Origin of the sequence: Rhizobium sp. TH2, from assembly GCF_024707525.1 — a bacterium.
Taxonomy (GTDB): Bacteria; Pseudomonadota; Alphaproteobacteria; order Rhizobiales; family Rhizobiaceae; genus Rhizobium_E.
Window position 1 is genome coordinate 2,228,371 of sequence record NZ_CP062231.1, and the last position, 22,986, is coordinate 2,251,356.

At 61.1% G+C, this 22,986-nt stretch carries 16 protein-coding genes; 5 read left to right on the top strand and 11 right to left on the bottom strand.

Features of this window, described 5'->3' with window-relative positions; all coding sequences use genetic code 11:
* The first annotated feature begins 59 nt into the window (after positions 1–59).
* Positions 60–1,889, top strand: coding sequence for an extracellular solute-binding protein (locus IHQ71_RS11195; protein WP_258162038.1), 1,830 nt, complete (start codon positions 60–62; stop codon positions 1,887–1,889).
* A 1-nt stretch (position 1,890) separates the two neighbouring features.
* Positions 1,891–2,547 carry a DsbA family oxidoreductase gene (locus IHQ71_RS11200; protein ID WP_258162039.1) on the top strand — a complete coding sequence of 219 codons (657 nt, stop codon included), beginning with the start codon at positions 1,891–1,893 and terminating at the stop codon, positions 2,545–2,547.
* Here the strand turns inward: IHQ71_RS11200 and mfd are convergent.
* Both mfd and IHQ71_RS11210 read right to left on the bottom strand, forming a co-directional pair.
* Entirely contained in the window at positions 2,544–6,044 is a 3,501-nt protein-coding gene (mfd, locus tag IHQ71_RS11205; RefSeq protein WP_258162040.1) for a transcription-repair coupling factor, read from the bottom strand. The genes IHQ71_RS11200 and mfd overlap by 4 nt on opposite strands.
* Complete coding sequence (locus tag IHQ71_RS11210) at positions 6,041–6,349, bottom strand: succinate dehydrogenase assembly factor 2 (protein ID WP_258162808.1); 309 nt, start codon at positions 6,347–6,349, stop codon at positions 6,041–6,043. Before IHQ71_RS11210 ends, mfd begins: the two co-directional genes overlap by 4 nt.
* Before the next feature lie 108 nt (positions 6,350–6,457).
* Here IHQ71_RS11210 and recG point away from each other — a divergent pair, with 108 nt between their 5' ends.
* Positions 6,458–8,563: an ATP-dependent DNA helicase RecG gene (gene recG / locus IHQ71_RS11215; protein ID WP_258162041.1), complete on the top strand. Its 2,106-nt coding sequence runs from the start codon at positions 6,458–6,460 to the stop codon at positions 8,561–8,563.
* Here the strand turns inward: recG and IHQ71_RS11220 are convergent, their stop codons facing one another.
* The 9 genes from IHQ71_RS11220 to ytfQ form a co-directional block, all read right to left on the bottom strand.
* Positions 8,564–9,247 carry a DUF502 domain-containing protein gene (locus IHQ71_RS11220; protein WP_258162042.1) on the bottom strand — a complete coding sequence of 228 codons (684 nt, stop codon included), beginning with the start codon at positions 9,245–9,247 and terminating at the stop codon, positions 8,564–8,566.
* Between the two features lie 405 nt (positions 9,248–9,652).
* The gene (glmS, locus tag IHQ71_RS11225) at positions 9,653–11,476 is read right to left on the bottom strand and encodes a glutamine--fructose-6-phosphate transaminase (isomerizing) (RefSeq protein WP_258162043.1); all 1,824 of its coding nucleotides are present in this window, start codon (positions 11,474–11,476) and stop codon (positions 9,653–9,655) included.
* A gap of 98 nt (positions 11,477–11,574) precedes the next feature.
* Entirely contained in the window at positions 11,575–12,933 is a 1,359-nt protein-coding gene (gene glmU, locus IHQ71_RS11230; protein WP_258162044.1) for a bifunctional UDP-N-acetylglucosamine diphosphorylase/glucosamine-1-phosphate N-acetyltransferase GlmU, read from the bottom strand.
* Between the two features lie 58 nt (positions 12,934–12,991).
* On the bottom strand, positions 12,992–14,302 hold the full coding sequence (locus tag IHQ71_RS11235; RefSeq protein WP_258162045.1) for a hemolysin family protein: 1,311 nt from the start codon (positions 14,300–14,302) through the stop codon (positions 12,992–12,994).
* A 131-nt stretch (positions 14,303–14,433) separates the two neighbouring features.
* A complete protein-coding gene (locus tag IHQ71_RS11240) occupies positions 14,434–15,168 on the bottom strand; it encodes a FadR/GntR family transcriptional regulator (RefSeq protein WP_258162046.1) in 735 nt (244 codons plus the stop codon).
* Between the two features lie 16 nt (positions 15,169–15,184).
* Positions 15,185–16,150: a galactofuranose ABC transporter, permease protein YjfF gene (gene yjfF, locus IHQ71_RS11245; protein ID WP_258162809.1), complete on the bottom strand. Its 966-nt coding sequence runs from the start codon at positions 16,148–16,150 to the stop codon at positions 15,185–15,187.
* Positions 16,150–17,172 carry an ABC transporter permease gene (locus IHQ71_RS11250; RefSeq protein WP_258162047.1) on the bottom strand — a complete coding sequence of 341 codons (1,023 nt, stop codon included), beginning with the start codon at positions 17,170–17,172 and terminating at the stop codon, positions 16,150–16,152. The genes yjfF and IHQ71_RS11250 overlap by 1 nt, the downstream gene beginning before the upstream one ends.
* Positions 17,169–18,692 (bottom strand): galactofuranose ABC transporter, ATP-binding protein YtfR, encoded by a 1,524-nt coding sequence (gene ytfR / locus IHQ71_RS11255; RefSeq protein WP_258162048.1) that lies wholly within the window; start codon positions 18,690–18,692, stop codon positions 17,169–17,171. The genes IHQ71_RS11250 and ytfR overlap by 4 nt, the downstream gene beginning before the upstream one ends.
* 116 nt (positions 18,693–18,808) lie before the next feature.
* Positions 18,809–19,774 carry a galactofuranose ABC transporter, galactofuranose-binding protein YtfQ gene (gene ytfQ, locus IHQ71_RS11260; RefSeq protein WP_258162049.1) on the bottom strand — a complete coding sequence of 322 codons (966 nt, stop codon included), beginning with the start codon at positions 19,772–19,774 and terminating at the stop codon, positions 18,809–18,811.
* A 279-nt stretch (positions 19,775–20,053) separates the two neighbouring features.
* Between ytfQ and IHQ71_RS11265 the strand changes: the two genes are divergently transcribed.
* Both IHQ71_RS11265 and trpD read left to right on the top strand, forming a co-directional pair.
* Positions 20,054–21,949, top strand: coding sequence for a peptidylprolyl isomerase (locus IHQ71_RS11265; RefSeq protein ID WP_258162050.1), 1,896 nt, complete (start codon positions 20,054–20,056; stop codon positions 21,947–21,949).
* A 23-nt stretch (positions 21,950–21,972) separates the two neighbouring features.
* Positions 21,973–22,983, top strand: coding sequence for an anthranilate phosphoribosyltransferase (gene trpD, locus IHQ71_RS11270; RefSeq protein WP_258162051.1), 1,011 nt, complete (start codon positions 21,973–21,975; stop codon positions 22,981–22,983).
* Positions 22,984–22,986 lie beyond the last annotated feature (3 nt).

Sequence of the window (22,986 nt, forward strand, 5' to 3'; positions counted from 1 at the left end):
ATGGCCCACAGTTGATAGATTCAGGCACGCTGAATCGGATCCCAACCAAGGAATTGCCCGTGCTAAGACTGCTTTGCGCCCTCTTACCGATCCTGCTTGCCGCAAGTCTCGCCGGAGCGGAGCCGCTGCACGGGATTTCCATGCACGGCACCCCTGCCCTCGCACCCGATTTCAAGCACTTTCCTTATGTCAATCCCGATGTGAAGAAGGGCGGCAGGATTTCCTATGGCGTCGTGGGCAGCTTCAACAACCTCAATCCCTTCATCATCAAGGGCAAGCGCACAACGGCCCGGGGTATGTGGGACCCGGAATTCGGCAATTTCGTCGTGGAACCGCTGATGATGCGCGCGAAGGACGAACCCTTCACGATGTACGGACTGTTGGCCGAGACGGTCGAATGGGATGACGCCCGCAATTTTATCCAGTTCAATCTCAATCCGAAGGCCAAGTGGTCCGACGGCAAGCCGGTAACGCCGGAAGATGTGATTTTCACCTTCGAGTTGATGCGCGACCATGGCGCCCCGCCGTTCTCGACACGATTGATTGCCAGCAAGATCGCGCTGGTCGAGAAAATGGAGAAGGTCGGTGACCGGTCCGTCCGCTTCACGCTCGCCAAGGATGCTTCGCGGGAACTGCCGCTGCTGCTGGCGCTTTCGCCGGTGCTGCCGAAACATGCGACCAAGATCGAGGGCTTCGAACAGACGACATTGACGCCGCTACTCGGCTCCGGGCCATATCTGGTCAAGCAGGTCAAGCCGGGCGAGAAGATCGTCTACAAGCGCGATCCGAATTACTGGGCCAGGAATCTACCGTCCAAGGTCGGCATCGACAATTACGACGAAGTGTCGGTCGAGTATTTCCTGCAGGACAGTTCGCTTTTCGAGGCCTTCAAGAAAGGCGAGGTCGATCTCTACCAGGAGGGTTCGCCGACGAAATGGAAGCGGAGCTACGATTTTCCCGCGGTGACCTCGGGTGCCGTGGTGAAGGATAGTTTCAAGCCACGCTTGCCCGCCAACATGTTTGCTATGGTCTTCAACACAAGGCGGCCGCTCTTTGCCGACCCGAGGATACGCGAAGGGCTCACCCTGGCTTTCGACTTCGAATGGGTGAACAAGAGCCTGTTCGAGAATGCCTATGTGAGGACCCAGAGCTTCTGGCAAAACTCCGTCCTGTCGAGCTTAGACGTGCCGGCCAGCCCTCTGGAGCTGCAATTGCTGGGCGAGGCGAAGGACAGGCTTTCGGCGGAAGTTCTCTCAGGCAAGTACCGTCTGCCGGTCACGGATGCCTCCGGTCGCGACCGCAAAGTGCTGCGGCAGGCCTTCGACCTTTTCAAGTCCGCGGGATACAAGATATCGGGCGGCAGGATGCTGGGGCCAGATGGGAGGCCCCTCGCCTTCGAGATTCTGGCTCAAAACCAGGATCAGGAGAAGATCGTGCTCGCCTACCAGCGTAATCTCGCGGCGCTCGGTATTGCAGTCACCATTCGCACGGTGGAGGATGCGCAGTATCAGGAACGCACCCAGACCTTCGACTATGACATGATCCTCAAGACCTATTCAGCCTCGCTGTCGCCGGGTATCGAGCAGATGACCCGCTGGGGCACGCTCTCGCGGGATCGGCCTGGCAGTGACAATTTTGCCGGCGTATCGAACCCGGATATCGACAATATGATCCAGCACATCCTGTCGGCCAAGAGCGAGGACGAGTTCGAGGCCGCCGTTCGGGCGCATGATCGCCTGCTGGTTTCGGGCCACTACCTCGTGCCGCTTTATCATATCGGTGAACAGTGGGTTGCCCGCCGCAAGCATATCGGCCACCCGGAATATCTGCCATTATACGGTGCTTACCTGCCCTCATGGTGGGACGAGCGCGCGCAACAGGATCAGTAAAGTGCAGCATATTCAAATCGATATCATATCCGACGTGGTTTGCCCGTGGTGCTATCTCGGGCAAAAACGCCTGGCCCTGGCGCTTGAGGAGGTTAGGGATTCGGTAGTCGCCGATATCGCGTGGAAACCCTATCAGCTCGAACCCAACGCACCGCCTGAGGGCTTCAACACTTTCGATTATCTCGCCAAGAAGATTGGCGGACCGGAACGCGTCAAGCAATCGCATGAGATGTTGAAAGGCCTGGGCGCTGAGATCGGCCTGCCCTTCGCGCTCGAACGGGCCGGGATCCTGCCCAACACGCTGGATGCGCATCGTCTTCTCCATTGGGCCGGCAAGATTGGTCCGGAGACGCAGGACAAGGTCGCACATGCGCTCTTCACCGCGAATTTTGTCGAGGGCAGGAATGTCGGCGACCACTCAGTGCTGGCGGATATCGCGGAGGCGTGCGGCATGGACCGCGCCGAAGTTGAAAGACTTCTGTCGATGGATACGGATCGCGATACAATCAAAACCGAGATCGCCAATGCCCAACGCATGGGCGTCTCCGGTGTGCCATTCTTTGTCATTGACGGGAAATATGCCATCTCGGGCGCTCAGGGCGTCGATGTATTTGCCAATGCGCTCCGGCAGATCGCGGAGATGAAGGCGAACGCTTAAGCCGCCCTCGTTGCGATCCCCGCCATCTGCGTCATCACCTGTGCCGCAGCCGTCAGGCGCTTTTCCGGGCCTGCGAGATCGCGCGCCAGGAAAACGCTGTGGTCGGGGCGGATTTTCGCGAGCGTTCCCTGCCGTGAGATATAGTCCACCAGACCTGCTGGGTTCGGGAATTCGCGGCCACGGAACTGCATGACGATGCCCTTCGGTCCTGCCTCCAGTTTCTCGACATTGGCCGTGCGGCAGAGCGACTTGATGTAGACGACCTTGAGCAGGCTTTCGACCTCCACCGGCATCGGCCCGAAGCGATCGATGAGCTCGGCGCCGAAGCCGTCGATTTCCTGCAACTCCTTGAGCTCGCCAAGCCGGCGATAGAGCGACATGCGGAGATTGAGGTCCGGCACGTAGTGTTCCGGGATCATCACCGCCGCGCCGACCTGGATCTGCGGCGACCAGCCGGAATCGGAGATTTGCTCGTCGCCCTTGATCTCCATCACCGCTTCTTCCAGCATCTGCTGGTAAAGCTCGAAGCCGACTTCCTTGATATGGCCGGACTGTTCTTCGCCGAGCAGGTTGCCGGCGCCGCGCAGGTCGAGATCGTGGCTGGCAAGCTGGAAGCCGGCCCCGAGCGAATCCAGCGATTGCAGGACCTTGAGCCGCTTGTCGGCGGTCGAGGTGAGCAGGCGGTTGACGGGAAGCGTGAAGAGCGCGAAGGCGCGCACCTTGGACCGCCCCACGCGGCCGCGGATCTGGTAGAGCTGGGCCAGTCCGAACATGTCGGCGCGATGCACGATCAGGGTATTGGCCGTCGGCACGTCGAGGCCGGATTCGACGATCGTCGTCGAGAGCAGCACATCATACTGGCCGTCGTAGAAGGCGTTCATGATATCGTCGAGCTCACCCGGGGGCATCTGACCGTGGGCGACCGCGATCTTGAGTTCCGGTACCGACTGCTTGAGGAATATGTGGATTTCGTCGAGATCGGCGATGCGCGGACAAACGTAAAAGCTCTGGCCGCCGCGATAATGCTCGCGCATCAGCGTCTCGCGGATCACCAGCGGATCGAATGGCGAGATGAAGGTGCGCACCGCCATGCGATCGACCGGCGGCGTGGTGATCAGTGATAGTTCGCGCACACCGGTGAGCGCCAGTTGCAGCGTGCGCGGGATCGGCGTCGCCGAGAGCGTCAGCACATGGACATCCGACTTCAGTTCCTTCAGCCGCTCCTTGTGCTTGACGCCGAAATGCTGCTCCTCGTCGATGATCAGCAGGCCGAGATTGGCGAATTTGACGCCCGCGCCCAACAGCGCATGCGTGCCGACCACTACATCGACCTTGCCGTCGGCCGCCGCCTTCTTGGTCTCGTTGAGTTCCTTGGCGCCCACAAGGCGCGAGGCCTGCCGCACCTTGATCGGAAAGCCGCGCAGGCGCTCGGTAAATGTCTTGTAGTGCTGGCGTGCGAGCAGTGTCGTCGGCACCACGACGGCAACCTGGCCGCCATTCATCGCGGCGATGAATGTCGCGCGAAGCGCCACTTCCGTCTTGCCGAACCCGACATCGCCGCAGATCAGGCGGTCCATCGGCTTGCCGGCCGCAAGATCGTCCTTCACCGCATCGATCGCGTTGGCTTGGTCGTCGGTTTCGTCATAAGGAAAGCGGGCGGCGAATTCGTCGTAGAGCCCCTCGGGCGCAGCCAGCACCGGCGCGTGCCGCATGGTGCGGGCGGCCGCGATCTTGATCAGGCCGTCGGCCATGGCAAGCAACTGCTTCTTCAGCTTCGCCTTGCGCGCCTGCCAGGCGACGCCGCCGAGCTTGTCGAGCTGGGCTTCGGTGGCTTCCGAGCCGTAGCGGGACAGAAGTTCAATGTTTTCGACCGGCAGGAAAAGCTTGTCGCCGCCGGCATATTGCAGTTCAAGACATTCATGCGGCGCGCCGACCGCCTGAATCGTGGTCAATCCCATGAAACGGCCAATGCCATGCTCAGCATGCACCACGATGCTGCCCGCTTCGAGCGAGGTCGCTTCGGAGATGAAATCGGCGGCGCGCTTGCGGCGCTTGGAGCGGCGCACCAGCCGGTCGCCGAGAATATCCTGCTCGCCGATGACCACCAGCTTGCCGGTTTCAAAACCGCTTTCCAGCGAGAGGATGGCGGAGCCCGCCTCCCCGGCCTTGAGTTTCTGGACTTCGGTCAAACTCGCAACCGGCACGACCTTTTCGAGCCCGTGCTCGGCCAGCACCTGCAGCAATCGGTCGAGCGAACCCTCGGACCAGCCCGAAATTACGACCTTGTCGCCCTTAGCACGATGGTCGGCAATATGGCGCACCGCGGCCGAGAAGACGTTGACCCGCTCTTCGCTCTGGTTCTCGACATTCTTCGCCCAATGCATGCCGGGCCGGGCATCGATGTTGACGACCTTGCGCGCGTCGCCATCAGGCTCGTTGAAAGCCGTCAGACGGATGGCACCGTGCTCGCGCAGCGACAGCATGACCTGCTCGCCTGACAGATAAAGCTGGTCGGGCGGCACCGGCTTATAGGGCGCCGCCTGCATCGAGCCCTTCTGCCTGGCCGAATCCTGGCGTGCCTGGTAATAGTCGCCGATCAGTGTGAAGCGCTCGTTGACCGATTCCTGCAGCGTGTTGTCGGTAACCAGCCGGAAGCCCTCGAGATAGTCGAACAACGTGTCGAGGTGGTCGTAATAGAGCGGCAGCCAATGCTCCATGCCGGCGAAACGGCGGCCCTCGGAAATCGCCTGGTAGAGCGCGTCGTCGCGTGTGGCGGCGCCGAACATCGTCAGGTAATTCTTGCGGAAGCGGCTGATCATATCCGGATTGAGCGACACCTCGCTCATCGGATTGACCGCGAGTGCCTTTGCGGTGCCGGTCGTACGTTGCGTCGCCGGATCGAAATAGCGAATGGTTTCGAGCGTATCGCCGAAGAAATCGAGCCGCATCGGCTGCTCGGAATCCGGCATGAAGACATCGAGGATACCACCGCGCACCGCGAATTCGCCGACCTCGCGCACCGTCGGCGTGCGATCGAAACCGTTGCGCTCAAGCTGGGCGGCAATGTCTTCCATGCGGATTTGTTGGCCGGCGCGCGCCGAGAACGTCATGGTAGCCATAGCATCGCGCGGCGGCAGCTTCTGCACCAGCGCGTTGGCTGTTGTCAGCACGATTGCCGGATGCCGCTTGGCCTGGAACGCGACGAGGCCGGCAAGTGCTGAAAGTCTCCTGGCGGAGACATCGGTGCCGGGCGATACGCGGTCATAGGGCAGGCAGTCCCAGCCCGGCAGTGTCAGGACCGGAATTTCGGACGCGTGGAAAGCCAGCATCTGCTCGATATCGGCCATATGCTGACCGTCCGACATGACATAGGCGACCGGCTTGCCGCTCTGCGCCATCTGGGCCAGCACCAAGGCTTCCATGCCCGGCGGCACGCTGCCGAGCGTGAAGCTCTTGTCGTCTGCAAGAATCTTGGCGGCGTTGAAATCGGAAATCATGTGCTGGCGGCGTCCGGTCTGAATGCTTCCTCCGGCCGGAAGGCGGTGATGCGGGCGAAAAGCGGGGTATTCAGGTGCTCCGGCAAAGCCTTCTCGCCTGATATCCACTTGAAGAGATCGTTGTCATCCTCGGTCAGGATCGCCTCGAATTCATCGAGATCGGCGCCGGAGATAAGGCGAAGCTCGTTATCGGCGAACTGGCCGAAGATCAGGTCCATCTCGCGAATGCCGCGATGCCAGGCGCGGAAGAGAATGCGCCGGCGGCGGGGGTCGAGTTCGGCGCTGGTTCTTGTCGTGCCGGTCATGTCGTGCGAGCCATGCGGTTCTTTCCATTCTCGTTCGGCGCTCTCTATATCCTTTGAAAACCGGCTTGTCAGCCTTGCCAATCAACGTTCCAACTGGGAAAAAAGCCCATGCGCCCTTCCCTTCTCGATCCGCTCTTCGCGTCACTGTCTTCGCTGCCCGGTATCGGGGCGAAGATGGGCGAGCTCTATGCGCGCCTGCTCGGCCGCGAGTCGATCGAGGATTGCCGGATCATCGACCTGATCTTCCATGCGCCTTCGGCGGTGATCGATCGGCGCAAACAGCCGGGAATCGCCTATGCGCCGCAGGGTTCGATCGTCACGGTCACGGCGCGTGTCGATCGCCACCAGCCGCCGCCGCGCGGTAATGCCAACGTTCCCTATCGCGTGTTCCTGCAGGACGATACCGGAGAAATGGCGCTGGTCTTCTTTCGCGCCAAGGGCAACTGGCTGGAAAAATCGCTGCCGATCGACGAGACCGTCATGGTCAGTGGCAAGGTGGACTGGTTCAACGGCCGCGTCTCGATGGTACATCCGGATCATGTCGCACGGCTGTCGGAGGGTCAGAGCCTGCCCTTGATCGAACCCGTCTATCCGCTCACGGCCGGCCTCTCGCCCAAGGTTCTGCGGAAGACGATCGAAGCGGCGGCCGAGCGTGTGCCTGATCTGCCGGAATGGATCGACGAATCCCTGATCAAGCAGCAGCGCTTTCCGCAAACCGCGGACGCGCTGAAACAACTGCATCATCCGGAGGACGAGAAGGATATCGACCCGCAATGCTCGACCCGGCGCCGGCTCGCCTATGACGAATTTCTGGCCGGCCAGATATCGTTGGCATTGGTGCGTTCAAGGCTGCGCAAGGTCCCCGGCGTGCCGGTGCGCCCGACCGGACTGTTGGCGAAGAAGGTGACCGATGCCCTGCCCTTCTCGCTGACGTCGAGCCAATCGGCAGCGATCGCCGATATCCTCGCTGACATGGCGGGCGAGGATCGCATGCTGAGGTTGCTGCAGGGCGATGTCGGCTCGGGCAAGACGGTTGTTGCGCTGATGGCGATGATTGCGGTCGTGGAGGCCGGCGGCCAGGCGGTGCTTATGGCGCCGACCGAGATTCTCGCCCGCCAGCATCTTGCGACCCTTAGCCAGATGGCACGCGGCACGGGCGTCGAGATCAATATCCTCACCGGACGTACCAAGGGCCGTGAGCGCGACGAGATTCTCGAGCGCATCGCGGACGGCAAGGCTCAGATCCTGATCGGCACGCATGCGTTGTTCCAGGACAGCGTCAACTATCAAAATCTGCAACTTGCCGTCGTCGATGAACAGCACCGCTTCGGCGTCCATCAGCGGCTGCGGCTGACCTCCAAGGGCCTGTCGCCGCACATGCTGGTGATGACCGCGACACCGATCCCGCGCACGCTGGTGCTCGCCGCCTTTGGCGACATGGATGTCTCCAAGCTCACCGAAAAGCCCGCGGGTCGCAAGCCGATCCAGACTGTGATCGTGCCCGGAGAGCGCCTCGAGGAGATCGTTCATCGCCTGCAGACAGCCGTGGCCGAGGGACGCAAGGTCTATTGGATCTGCCCGCTGGTCGAGGAGACCGAAGAGAGCAACCTGATGTCGGTCGAGGAGCGGCATGCGGTGCTCTCGCAGTTCTTCGGCAAGCAGGTCGCGCTCATTCACGGCCGGATGAGCGGTCCTGAGAAGGACGCCGTCATGGCCGGCTTCAAGCGCGGCGAGACGCGACTGCTGGTCGCGACGACAGTGATCGAGGTCGGCGTCGACGTCCCCGATGCCACGATCATGGTTATCGAGCATGCCGAACGCTTCGGGCTCGCCCAGCTCCACCAGCTCAGGGGCCGGGTGGGTCGCGGCAGCGAGGCGTCGAGTTGCATCCTGCTTTATTCAGGCAAGCTCAGCCAGAATGCCGAGGCGCGGCTCAAGATCATGCGCGAGACCGAGGATGGCTTTCTGATCGCCGAAGAGGATCTCAGGCTGCGCGGCGAAGGCGAATTGCTCGGCACGAAACAGTCCGGCACGCCGGGCTTCGCCATTGCCAGCCTTGAGGCGCATGGCGACCTCCTGGAGATCGCGCGCAAGGATTCGCACTATCTGCTCGATCGCGATCCAGAGCTGCAAAGCCCGCGCGGCGAGGCGATCCGCGTCCTGCTTTATCTCTTCCGGCGCGACGAGGCGATCCGGTTCCTGAAAGCTGGCTGATCAGGCGGCGGAAATCGATGGCGGAGCCGGTAGCTGTTTGGGCGACCATTTTGGGGTGACCAGACCCCCCGAAATCAGCAGCTTGGCCGCGTCTTCGGTGGACATGTCGAGTTCCATGATCTTCTTCTTCTCCACGAAGATCAGGAAGCCGGCCGTGGGCACCGGCGTGGGCGGCAGGAAGACCGCCGCCATTTCCATGCCCTTGTCGCTGAAGCGCGTGGCGATCTCCCCTTGAGCGTCTGTTGCGACAAAAACCACGGACCAGAACCCCGGCGACGGATACTCGATCATCCCGACCTTCTTGAAGGAATTCGTCCGCTCGCGGAGAACCGTTTCAAAAATCTGCTTGAGGCCCTTGTAGATCGAGCGCACGAGCGGCATCCGGTCCAGCACCGACTCGCCCGCCTCGACAATGGTGCGGCCGATCAGGTTCTTGCCGAGAAATCCGACGATCGTGATGAGGATAAGGGCAACCAGAAGCCCGAAGCCGGGCACAGCGAATGTCAGGTAGTTCTCGGGGCTATAGCGCGCGGGGATAAGCGGCTTGACCCAGCTGTCGGCCCAACGGATGAAGGTCCAGGTCAGCCAGATGGTAATGGCAATCGGGGCACAGATGATGAGCCCGGTCAGGAAATTGTTTCGTAGCCTGACGCCGAACGGCGGCTTATGCGGAATTTCGGTCATACGTCGGTCCCATGTTCATCCGCAAAGACTATGAATAGCGTCAGTCTCTTGCGTCGCACAAGAACTTTGAGCGCTTCATTGTTAAATGAAAGCAGTTCTGCCGAGCAGGTTTTCGTCAGGACCAAGGCGGCGGGCGAGCGTCGTACCCTAAGGTACGGCCGAGACCGACGCCACAGGGACTGGCGGAAAGATGCCCGGCCCACCGGGCGCGCTTCGCGACGCCCGGCGATTCTAATGTCTTGCAGATTTGCTTTTGCAAATCTGCGGGAGGGTTGGCCGAAACGGGCCGGCTCTTCGATCGGCTGGCTTGGCCGTAGTGCTTGGCTACGACGTGCGCCAGCCGATCGAACATCCGACTCCGCCTCAGCCAACAGAACTGCTTTCATTTAACAATGAAGCGCTCCGTCACTCCACCGTGACCGATTTTGCCAGATTGCGCGGCTGATCGACATCGGTGCCCATGAAGACAGCCGTGTGATAGGCCAGCAACTGGATCGGCAGCGTAAAGATCATCGGGTGGATGACCTCATCGACCTCGGGCAGCACGATCGTCGCCATGGTGGGAAGGTCGGTGGCGGCGGCCCCCTTCTCGTCGGTGATGAAGATGATCCGGCCGCCGCGCGCGGCCACTTCCTGCATGTTCGACACTGTCTTCTCGAAGAACCGGTCATGGGGCGCGATGACGATGACGGGCATGTTCTCATCGATCAGCGCGATTGGCCCATGCTTCAGCTCGCCAGCGGCATAGCCTTCGGCATGAATATAGGAAATCTCCTTGAGCTTCAGCGCACCTTCCATGGCGATCGGAAAGCTGGTGCCGCGGCCGAGATAGAGTACATCCTTGAACTTCGAGAGATCGCGCGCGAGCGCCTCGATCTGCGGCTGGATCGTGTTCAGCACCTTGGCCATCACGCGCGGCATTTCGGCGAGGTGCCTGACGATCTGCTTCTCTGCGGCAGCGGTCAGCGTACCACGCGCCCTGCCCGCCTGAATCGCAAGTGCGGCCAGGACCGTCAATTGGCAGGTGAAGGCCTTGGTCGAGGCGACGCCGATCTCGGGACCAGCCAGGATCGGGAACACGACGTCGGATTCCCGTGCGATAGTGGATTCACGGACATTGACGACGGCGCCAATCCTCAAGCCCGCCTCGCGGCAGTAGTGCAAGGAAGCCAGCGTATCGGCCGTCTCGCCCGATTGGGAGATGAAGAGCGCGGCGGAATTCGGATTGAGCGGGATTTCCCGGTAGCGAAATTCCGAGGCGACATCGATCTCGACCGGCAGGCGTGCATAGCGCTCGAACCAGTATTTGCCAGTCAACCCGGCCAGATAGGCCGTGCCGCAAGCTGAAATGGCGAGGCTCGAAATATTGGCGAAATCAATGCCTTCTACCGGCTTGATCCGGCTCTCGGCGAAATCGATGTAGTGACCCAGCGTGTGCGAGATCGACTCCGGCTGTTCGTGGATTTCCTTTTCCATGAAATGCCGGTGGTTGCCCTTGTCGATCATGAAGGACGTTGCCGTCGATTGCTGGCGCGCCCGCTTGACCGGCGTGCCATCAGCATCGAAAATCTCCGCCGAACCAACGGTGATAACCGCCCAGTCGCCATCATTGAGGTAGGAAATCTGGTTGGTGAACGGCGCCAGTGCGATCGCATCGGACCCCAGGAACATTTCGTCCTTGCCGTAGCCGATCGCCAATGGCGGACCGGAACGCGAGGCGTAGATCTTGCCCGGCTCGTCCCGAAAGAGGATGGCCAGCGCATAGGCGCCGGTGACGCGCTTCAGCATTGCCTCGACGGCGCCGCGCGGCGTCTTGCCATCGCGAAGATGCTTGGCGAGCAGCTGCGCCACCACTTCCGTGTCGGTCTGGGTGTTGAAGGTCACGCCTTCCGCAGTGAGCTCGTGCTTGATCTCGGCGAAATTCTCGATGATGCCGTTATGGACGACGGACACGCCATCGGTGAAGTGCGGATGCGCATTGGCTTCGGTCGGCGCGCCGTGCGTGGCCCAACGGGTATGCGCAATGCCGGAATTGCCGTCGAGCGGCTGCTCAGTCAGCCTGCGCTCCAGGTTGACCAGCTTGCCCTCGGCGCGACGGCGATCGAGCTGGCCGGCGTGAACCGTGGCCACACCTGCGGAATCATAGCCTCGGTATTCCAGCCGCTTGAGCGCATCGACCAGTCTAGGAGCGACTGAATGATTCCCGACGATGCCGACAATGCCGCACATGCAACGACCCCCGAAATTTCCGATAGTTTGCGTCTTACCCGAATTATGCCGCATCGCAACGCATGCGCCATCACTTTCGGTTGCTTGCGTTAACGCCGCTAGGTCTTCTTCTTCGATTCCTTCAGCGCCCTGTTGCGCGCCGCTATCTCCGTGCCATAGCCGAGCTTATTCATCTGGCGGGCACGCCCAAAGGCTGCGGCTCCGGCGGGAACGTCTTCGGTAATGACGCTGCCAGATGCGGTCAGTGCGCCTTCTCCAATGTTCACCGGCGCCACAAGCGACGAGTTGGAGCCGATAAAGGCATCGGCGCCGATGACGGTATCGAATTTGTTGAAGCCATCGTAATTGCAGGTCACCGTGCCGGCGCCGATATTGGCGCGCGGGCCGATCGTGGCGTCGCCGATATAGGTGAGATGGCTTACCTTGGCGCCCTCCCCGATCTCGGCCTTCTTGATCTCGACGAAATTGCCGACCTTGGCATTGGCGCGAAGATTGGCGCCCGGCCGCAGCCGCGCATACGGCCCGACATTGGCGCCCGAGGCGACATAGGCACCCTCGAGATGCGAGAAGGCGTGGATCACCGCGTTCGGCTCGACCATGACGCCGGGTCCGAAGACCACGTTCGGCTCGATCATCGTATCCTGGCCGATTTGCGTGTCGTAAGAGAGGAACACCGTCTCCGGCGCGATCATCGTCACGCCTGAGATCATCAGTTCGTGGCGCTTCTTGCGCTGCCAGATCGCTTCGAGTTCCGCGAGTTCGGCACGGTTGTTGCAGCCCGCCACGGTATCCAGCGGCGCTTCGACCGTGGCGGCTTTGCCGCCCTCGCCGCGCAGGATTTCAATGATATCGGTGAGGTAATACTCGCCCTTGACATTGTTGTTGGTGATCTTGCCCAACAGCGCCAAGGCCTTGGCGCCGTCGATCGCCATCAGGCCTGAATTGCAGAGCGTGACCTTTCGCTCCTCCGCCGTGGCATCCTTTTCCTCGCGGATCGCCACCAGCTCGCCATCCGCTTCCAGCAGCCGTCCATAGCCGGTCGGCTTGTCGGTGCGGAACCCGATTACCGCCACATCAAAGCCGGCACGAACCTTGTCGCGCGCCTCGGCAAGCGGCCCGGGCTCGATCAGCGGCGCATCGGCATAGGCGACGATGACCTGATCGTATCCCTTGGCGATCTCGGCCCTCGCTGCAAGCACGGCGTGGCCGGTGCCCAGGCGTTCCTTCTGTTCGTAGGGTGTGACTTTCAGCGAACCGCTCGAAGCTGCGGCAATCACCGGACCAGCATCGCGACCGACCACCAGGGCGACATCGGTGACACCGGTCCGCTCGAGCGCGATCATGACATGGGTGATCATCGGCAGATTGCCGACCGTATGCAGCACCTTGGATTTCGTCGATTTCATCCGCGTGCTCTCGCCCGCGGCGAGCACCACCGCAAGAACGCGATCACTCATGCCGATTCTCCCGATTTATTCCGGATTTCGATTATCGCGTGGCTTGCGATTGCGCAACTCACGCGGCGTCGCTGTTCGACTGGACGGACCTGGCGCGCGCCATGAGGATCTTGTCGATCCGGCGGCCGTCCATGTCGATGACCTCGAAGACATAACCGAAGGACTCGAATTTATCGCCCTCGACCGGGTTCTTGCGCAGCTGCTGGACGAGGAATCCGGCGATCGTCTCATATCCGTCATCGGTGCTCAGTTGATCGAGACCGAAGGTCAGCTGCATTTCGTGGATAGGCGTGCGACCGTCGATCAGCCAGGAGCCGTCGTCACGCTCGCGGATGGCGATATCCTCGACATCGTCGTAGTTCGACGGAAGGATGCCGATGACCGCCTCCAACAGGTCCGCCGAGGTGACGATGCCTTCGGTCGAACCATATTCATCGACGATGACGGCCATGTGGATGTTGGAACTCTTGAAAATCTCGAAAGCCTTGAGGCAGGTCGTCATCTCGGGGACGCTGGGTATCTCCTCCACGTAATTCTTCATCTGGAAATTCTTCGGGCTGAGGGAAGCCCTGAGAATATTCTTCGCCCGCACCGCGCCCACCACGGTATCGTTGTCGCCATCGATCACGGGATAGCGCGAATGACCTGCGGATTGCACCGCCTCGATCACTTCTTCCCAGCTGTCGTTGATGTCGATCGCCACCATCTCGGTACGATGAGTCATGATCGATTTGACCGAGCGGTCGGCGAGCGAGATGATCCGGCGGAGCATTTCATGCTCGGACTTTTCGAAGACGCCGCTCTCAGCGCCCTCGGCTAGCACCGCATGCACTTCGGCCTCGGTGACTTCCTCGCCGTCGGCGCCCCTGATGCCGAGCAGCCGCATGAGAACCCTCGCCGAAGTTTCGAAGAGATAGACGACCGGCGCGGTGATCTTCGACAGAATCGACATCGGCAGGGCGACGATCATCGCGATCGCCTCCGCATTGCGCAACGCCAGTTGCTTCGGGATGAGCTCCCCGATGATCACCGAGAAATAAGTGATGAGCGCCACGACGATCGCGCCTGCCAGCGCGTGACCATAGGGTGCGATGACTTGGTACGCATTGAGTACGGGTCCCAGCTTCTCAGTGATCGAGGCGCCGCCATAGGTACCGGCCAGAATGCCGACCAGCGTGATGCCGACCTGGACCGTGGAGAGAAAGTTCCCTGAATCCTCGGCAAGGGCGAGCGCGGCGGCGGCGCGAGTGTTTCCCTGCTTGGCCTTCTGCCGCAGCAACGGCTTGCTTGCGGAGACAATCGCCAGCTCCGACATGGCAAAAAAGGCATTGAGGAGCAGGAGAAAGAAGATGACGATGATTTCGGTCACAGATTGGCAGCCAATTGCAATTGCGCCGTAAACTAAAGGTACGGGCTGCAATCTTCAAGGCATGGCGCGAAAAAGGCGTGTGTGGCCAGCCGGCTTTCAGATCCGGCATAGCGTGCCGCGTTCGATCATGCTCAACCGAGCACCGAACCGACCCTGTCGCGGCCCTCCATGATCACGTTCCGCATCGCCTCCGCCGCCCCTACCTTGTCGCGCTTTGCAATCGCATCGACGATCAGGCGATGCCTCGCCGCCACCTCGGCGGTCCGGTTCTCGTTGGCCTCGGGCGAGCTCAGCTTGAAGATGCCGACCAGGGCCGCCTCGATCAGGCTGCCAACCGTGCGCATGAATGGATTTCTCGATGCTTCGGCGATGGCGAGATGGAATTTAAGGTCGGCGACAGCGAGCGTGGCGGGCGTGTGCGCTGGATCGCCCATCTCGTCAGCGAGTTCGTAGAGCAGCCTGATATCGTCATCATCGGCATTTTCCACCGCAAGGCTCGCGGCGAAAGGCTCGAACGCAAGCCGGATTTCCGTCAGGTGTTGAAGGAATGGCTGATCGACGCCCTTGTGGAAATACCAGGTCAGGACATCGCTGTCGAAGAGGTTCCACTGATTCTGCGGTGTCACCTTGGTTCCGATGCGGGCGCGGGGCACAATCAGGCCCTTGGCGGCCAGGGTCTTCATCGCTTCGCGCAACACCGTGCGCGAAACCCGGAAGCGTTGCGCAAGTTCGAAGTCGCCCGGCAGCGTCATGCCGACGGGATAGTGCCCGGATATGATTTCGCGGCCGAGTTCATCCACCACCTGCGCGTGGCTGGTTCTCGTCTTGCGCCCGGATAGCGCCGTCTCCAAAACACCCCTGCGCATCGGCTCCGCCTCCCCCTCAGGCTTTTCGTTCGATCTTCGAAGCGAGCAATATGCCTTTTTGCATAAGAATGAAGGCAAAGAGCAAGAGACCAATCACAATTTTCGTCCACCAGCTCGAAAGAGTGCCATCGAAAGTGATGTAAGTCTGTATTAGCCCTTGAATGAGAACCCCGATCAGCGTGCCGGCAACGAAGCCAGCGCCACCCGTCAACAGGGTTCCGCCGATCACCACCGCTGCGATGGCATCAAGTTCGACGCCAACGGCGGCGAGCGAATAGCCGGCGGAGGTGTAGAGCGAAAAGACAATGCCCGACAGCCCTGCGAGAAAGCCCGACAGCGCGTAGATCGCGATCGTGGTGCGAGCGACCGGCACGCCCATCAGCCGCGCGGTCTGCGTACCGCCGCCGAGCGCATAGACGTTCGTGCCGAACCGGGTGCGATGGGCGACGAAGACTCCGACCAGGAAAACTAGGATCATCAGCCCGCCGATCAGCGTGATGCGGCCACCGCCCGGGAGTTTGAAGTAGAGGGATTTCAAGGTCTTGTAGAACGGATGCACGATCGGGATGGAATCGATCGACAGAACGAAGGACATGCCGCGGGCGAGAAACATGCCCGCAAGCGTGACGATGAATGCCGGCATTTCGAGATAGTGAATGATCGCGCCCATCAATGCACCGAAGGCCGTGGTGATCCCCAAGGCAAGCGCGAATGCGAAGAGCGGATGGATCGAGGTGTTCTGCAGGATGACGGCGAGGAATACGCCGGTGAATGCGATCACTGAACCAATCGAGAGATCGATACCGCCTGAAATGATGACGAAGGTCATACCGAGCGCGGCGATGCCGAGAAACGCATTGTCGGTCAGCAGGTTGCCGATGACCCGCGTCGACAGGATATTGGGGAACTGCAGATAGCAGAGCGCATAGGCGATCACGAAAATCAGTGTCGTGGCGATCAGCGGCAGATATTTGGACTTGATCATGCCTGGCCCTTGTCTGCACTGGTATTCGAAGGGCTTCGTTTGAAGAAGGCGGAGAGGTCACCGATTCGCGGCGACTGGATAATCAGGATCGTCACGATGATCACGGCCTTGATGATGAGATTGTATTCCGGCGGGAAGCCGGAGGTGAGGATGCCGGTGTTCACCGCCTGGATGATCACGGCGCCGAGAAGCGAGCCCAATATGCTGAACCGGCCGCCAAGCAACGAATTGCCGCCGACCACGACCGCCAGGATCGCATCGAGTTCCAGCCAGAGACCGGCATTGTTGGCATCGGCACCCTTGATGTCGGCCGCCACGATGAGACCGGCGATCGCAGCGCATAGTCCGGCCAGAAGGTAGGCCGTCATCAACAATGCCGTGGTCCGTACGCCCGAGAGCTGGCTTGCCTGCCGGTTGATGCCGATTGCCTCTATCAGCATGCCGAGCGCCGTTCGGCGCACCAGGAGCGTGACCGCGAGCCCGAAGACGACCCAGATCACCACTGGCATCGGCATCAGCAACGCGCGGCCGCTGCCGATGAAGACCAGGCGTTCATCGGTGAAGGTCAGGATCGCACCCTCGGTGATCAATTGCGCGATGCCGCGTCCGGCGACCATCAGCACCAGCGTGGCGATGATCGGCTGGATATTGAGGAAAGCGACGAGAAATCCGTTCCACAGGCCGCAGGCAATCCCGACACCCAGCGCCATGACCACGGCATTGAACGCCGAATGACCGGCGACGATAGCCGCCGCCGCCGTCGCGCCCGATATCGCCACCACAGCACCCACGGACAGGTCGATGCCCTTGGTGGCGATGACCAGCGTCATGCCGACCGCGACCAGCGCCACCGGTGCGCCACGGTTGAGCACGTCGATGATGCTGCCATACAGGCGGCCGTTCTGGATGGAGATGTTGAAAAAGTCCGGGAACAACAGGACGTTGAGCACAAGTACCACGATCAGCGTGATGATCTGCGGCAAGAGCCGGACCAATATCGGAGGCCAGTTTCTGGTCATGCGCGCGCCGCTCCGTCGTGGGATTGCGCGATCGAATCTATGATCATGTCCGCCGTCATCTGTTCGCCGCTGAGTTCCGCCACATGGTGATGATCGCGCAACACCCTGATGCGCGAGCTATAAGCGACAAGCTCTTCCAGTTCCGACGAGATGACGGCGAGCGACATGCCTTCGGCGCAGAGTTCGCGGATCAGCTTGATGATCTCGGCATGCGCACCGACATCGATGCCGCGTGTGGGCTCGTCCAGGATGAGCAGCTTCGGGTCCGTCGCCAGCCAGCGGGCGAGAATCGCCTTCTGCTGATTGCCGCCCGAGAGGAGCTTGATCGGCTTTTCCCGGCCGTCGGTGCGGATATCCAGCGCCTTGATGTATTTGTCGGCGAGTTCGTTCTGCTCGGCACGCGAGATCGGCTTGGCCCAGCCGCGCCTCGCCTGCAGCGCCAGCGCGATGTTTTCGCGCACCGAGAGATCGCCGATGATTCCGTCGGTCTTCCTGTCCTCAGGGCAGAAGCCGAAACCCTCGGCGATCGCCGCTTGCGGTGAAGAGATCGTCGCAGGCTTGCCGTCGATTTCAATTGATCCTTGGTCGGCGGGCCTGCGACCGAACATCACTTCCGCGGTCTCGGTCCGGCCCGATCCGAGCAGGCCCGCCAGTCCGACCACCTCCCCCTCGGCGATATCGAGATCGAACGGCTCGATATGTCCCTTCCGCGCCACGCCCTTGAACCGGAACCTCGGTGCCTTGGCTTTCGTAACGGTTGCGACGCCGTGGCTGGTTTCTTCCTTCAGTTCGCGGCCGAGCATCATGGAGACAAGATCCTTGCGCTCCAGCGAGACCGTATCGCGCGTGCCGACCAGCTTGCCGTTTCGCAGCACGGTGATCCGGTCGGAAATTGCATAGACCTGTTCGAGGAAATGCGTGATGAAGATGATGCCCAGCCCGCGGCGCTTCAAATCCGTGATAATGCCGAACAGCAGTTCGACTTCGTTTTTGTCGAGACTGGCTGTCGGCTCGTCGAGCACGAGCACCTTGCCGGAGAGATCAACCGCGCGGGCGATGGCGATCACCTGCTGCACGGCAACGGAAAAGCTGGAGAGCGCCGCGCCGGGATCAATGTCGAGCCCATATTGCGAGAGCAGTGCGCGCGACAACCGGTGCATCTCGCGGGTCTGCGTCAAGCCGAACCGTCGCGGCTGGCGGCCGAGATAGAGATTATCGGCCACCGAGAGATTGTCGAGGAGATTGACTTCCTGGTAGACGGTGCCGATTCCCAGTTTCTGGGCTTCGAACGTGTTGCGCGGGTCGATCGCGACCCCGTCAAGCGCAACGCTCCCGCTGTCGCGGCGATAGGCACCGGTCAGGCACTTGATCAGGGTGGATTTGCCGGCGCCGTTTTCGCCGAGCAGCGCGTGCACTTCACCACGGCGAAGCGAGAAATCGACGCCATCCAGCGCTCTTGCGCCGAGAAACTGCTTCGATACGCCGGTCGCGCTCAATATTTCCGTCTGGCCGTCAGGCATCTCAAGCTCCCCCTGCCTGTCCGCATCCCTGCACATGCGAGCATAAAGGCGGCATGGCCAAAGCAACATCGCCATGCGCCGCAAGGATTACTCCCTGCGGCGCGCGTGGCAGTCGATCAGTAGCCGAGGCCCTTCTTGAGGTCGTAGACCTTCATCGGGTCTTCCGAGGTCGGGGTGTAGAGCTTGGACTCGGTCTGGATCCACTTCGGCGGCTCCTTCTTGTCCTTCAGGTACGCGTTGAGCGCGTCGAAGGCCGGGCCGGCCATGTTGGGAGTCAGTTCGACGGTGGCGTTCGCTTCGCCAGCAGCCATCGCCTTGAAGATATCCGGTACGGCGTCGATTGAGACGACAAGGATATCCGTGCCCGGCTTGAGGCCGGCTTCCTTGATGGCTTCGATGGCGCCGACGGCCATGTCGTCGTTATGGGCATAAAGCGCGCAGATGTTCTTGCCGCCGCCTTCCGCCTTCAGGAAGCTTTCCATGACTTCCTTGCCCTTGGTGCGGGTGAAGTCGCCGGTCTGGCTGCGGATGAGCTTGAGGTTCTTGGCATCGGCGATCGCCTGCTCGAAGCCCTTCTTGCGGTCGATGGCCGGCGAAGAGCCGGTCGTGCCCTGAAGTTCGACGACGTTGCAATCCTTGCCCTTGGTTTCATCGACCAGCCATTTGCCGGCGACATTGCCTTCGTGCACGAGGTCCGACGTGACGGCAGTCAGGTACAACCCCTTGTCGCTATCGACGGTACGGTCGAGGAGGATGACGGGAATCCCGGCGTCCTTGGCTTCGGTGAGAACGTCGTCCCAACCGGTGGCAACAACCGGGGCTACGAAGATCGCGTCCACGCCCTGGGCGATGAAGGAGCGGATCGCCTTGATCTGGTTTTCCTGCTTCTGCTGCGCATCGGCGAATTTCAGGTCGATGCCGCGCTTCTCTGCTTCCTGCTTGGTGACGGTGGTTTCAGCCGCGCGCCAGCCGGACTCGGAACCGATCTGCGAAAAACCGACCGTTAGAGCGCTGGCTTCCGTCGCCGCAAACATGCCGACAGCAAGCGCCGTTGCACTCGCAAGTGCCTGTACGAATTTCATGAATACCTCCCAATGATGTGCTGCTCTCCCGCAGCAAGGTTTAAAAATCATACTATAGTATTTTTGTAAAGACGAAAACGCTCAATAGTCATACTTTTGTATTTTCCGTCCCTGAAAGCCGCGGTGCCGATGGGCATCCGGCTTATCGTTCGCATCGGCTGCAAAAACAGCTTGCCGGGTCGCCCGACCGTCTCTAAAAGCCTTGTTTCCATGGGCGCTCTGGTCTGGAAGCGCCTGTTTGCAGGTCATAGACAGATAACGAAACGGACCGGGGAAGAAATGCTTCAATCTTTGCGAAACGCCGCCAATACCTGGGCCATGAAGGGCTTGCTGATCATCATGATCGGCGCCTTCGGCATATGGGGCGTCCAAGCGTCCATGTTCGCCGGTTCGTCCAGCGCGGTGGTGACGGTCGGCGACCAGAAGGTATCCGACGTCGAGTTCCGGGTCGCGTTCAACAATGTCGTCAGCGGGCTGTCGCAGCAGTTCGGCACGCAGCTCACGCTCGAGCAGGCGCGCATGTTCGGTGCGGAAAACATGGTCTATAGCAGCCTCGTTTCCAACGCAGCGCTCGATCAGCTGGCGAGTGACATGAAGCTCGGCCTTTCGGAGGATCGCATTCTCGAACTCATCCAGCAGGAACCCGCCTTCCGCGACCGCATCACCGGCGCCTTCAGCCGCGACGAGATGATCTCGCAGTTGGAGAACGCAAGAATCCGCCACGCCGACTATCTCGAAACGGTTACGAGCGGTGCCATTCGGAGCCAGATCTCGGACGCCCTGGTGGATGGCTTCAAGCCGCCGAAGACGCTGACGGATGCGCTACACGCCTATGGTACCGAAACCCGCGCGCTCGATTACCTGATCCTGACCAATGCCAATATCGAGCCGGTCAAGCCACCGGCGGATGCCGTGCTGGCCAAATGGTTCGAAACCAACAAGGACAAGTACAAGGCGCCGGAATATCGCAAGTTCAGCTATGTGAAGCTCGAGCCCGCCGACATTGCCGATCTCACGGCCATATCTGACGACGCCGTCGCGCAGGACTATGAGAAGCGCAAGGACAGCTACCGCACGCCCGCAACCCGGACAATCGAGCAGCTGAGCTTCGACGGCAAGGCCGCCGCCGATGCTGCCGCCGCCAAGCTCGCCGCAGGCACCAGCTTCGACCAACTCATCACCGAGCAAGGCAAGACCGCCACCGACGTGCTTCTCGGCGACTTCCAGCAGAACACCATGCCGACCAAGGCGATGGGTGATGCAGCGTTTGCGGTCAAGACGGATGGCGGCACGACGCCGGTTACCGATGGCCTCATCGGACCTGTCATCATGCGCATCACCAATATCAAGCCCGAGACGCTCAAGTCGATCGACGAAGTCAAGGACGAGATCCGCAAGGAACTGGCGCTTGTCCTCGCCAATGACGAAATCGAAAACGTCTACAAGAGCTTCGAGGATACAAGGGCATCCGGCTCATCCCTCGCCGAAGCCGCCAAGCAGCAGAAGCTCAAGGCGGTGACGATCGATGCGATCGACGCCGAGGGCAAGGACATGAAGGACGCCGAGGTCAAGGACATTCCCGGCGGGCAGAAGTTGCTCAACGAGGTGTTCAAGACCGAGACCGGCGTCGAGCCGCTGCCGTTCACCCTCGACAATGGCGGCTACGTCTGGTTCGAACTCAACGATGTGACGCCGGCGCGCGACCGCAAGATCGAAGAAGTCAAGGCCAAGGCTGTCGCCGACTGGACCGCCGACGAACAGAAGGCGGCGCTGGCAAAGAAGGCCGATGAGATCGTGACCCAGCTGAAGGGCGGTGCCAAGCTTGCCGATATCGCCACATCCCTCAAGATCGCCGTTGAGAGCAAGGCCGGCATCAAGCGCGGCTCGACCGATGCGGTTCTCGGCAATGCGGCGATTGCCGCGGCGTTCGAGGGTCCCAATGGCCATGTCGCGAGCGCGGCAGACGAAAGCGGCGCCAACCGCATCGTGCTGCAGGTCAAGGAAGTCAACGAGAATGTAGCCGCCGATGCACTCGACGAATCGGCGGCACAGGCCAAGCAACTCGCCGACAGCGCCGCCCAGGAGATCATGAGCCAGTTGGTGGAGGAGTTGAAGGTCGATTATGGCGTCTCCATCAACCAGACCCTTGGCAACCAGCTGATGGTGCAGCGCTAAACCGGATCGGGGTCATCGACGTCATGGCTGATATCAAGCCCTTCCTGGCCAAGGCTGCCACCGGCTCCCCACTCAGCGTGGACGAGGCGCGGGAAGCTTTCGACATCATGATGTCGGGCGAAGCGACGCCGAGCCAGATCGGCGCCTTTCTGATGGCGCTGAGGGTGCGCGGCGAGACGGTCGATGAGATCCTCGGCGCAGTGACCACGATGCGTTCAAAGATGCTGACGGTCGAGGCGCCGGAAGGCGCGATCGACATCGTCGGCACCGGCGGTGACGGCAGCCATACCTACAACATCTCCACGCTTGCCTCGATTATCGTCGCCGGTGTGGGAGTGCCGGTCGCCAAGCACGGCAATCGCGCGCAGAGTTCGAAATCAGGCACCGCAGACACGCTGTCCGCGCTCGGCGTCAAGCTCGACATTGCACCTGATGTTATCGCTCAGTGCATCGCTGAGGCCCGCATCGGTTTCATGTTCGCTCAGGCGCACCACACAGCGATGCGGTTCGTGGGTCCGAGCCGCGTCGAACTCGGTACGCGGACGATCTTCAATCTTCTCGGGCCGCTTTCCAATCCCGCCGGCGTCAAGCACCAGCTTCTCGGCGTCTTCGCACCGCAATGGCTGCGCCCGATCGCCGAAGTGCTGAAAAGCCTCGGCTCGAAGCATGTCTGGGTTGTACATGGCAGCGGCCTCGACGAGATCACGCTGACCGGCAAGACCGATGTCGTTGCACTCGAGAATGGCGAGATTCGCGAGTTCACGCTTTCGCCGGAAGACTTCGGGCTTCCCGCCTGCGCACTCGATGACATCAGGGGCGGCGACGGCGAGCACAATGCTACCGCTCTGCGCGCGGTGCTCGACGGCGCCGAGAACGCCTATCGCAATGTCTCGGTCGCCAATGCCGCGGCAGCCCTTGTGGTCGCGGGCAAAGCGAAGGATATTACCGAAGGCGTCGCGCTGGCCTCGCAATCGATTTCGAGCGGCGCCGCGCGGAACGCACTCGACAGGCTGATCGCCGTTTCCAACGGATGAGTG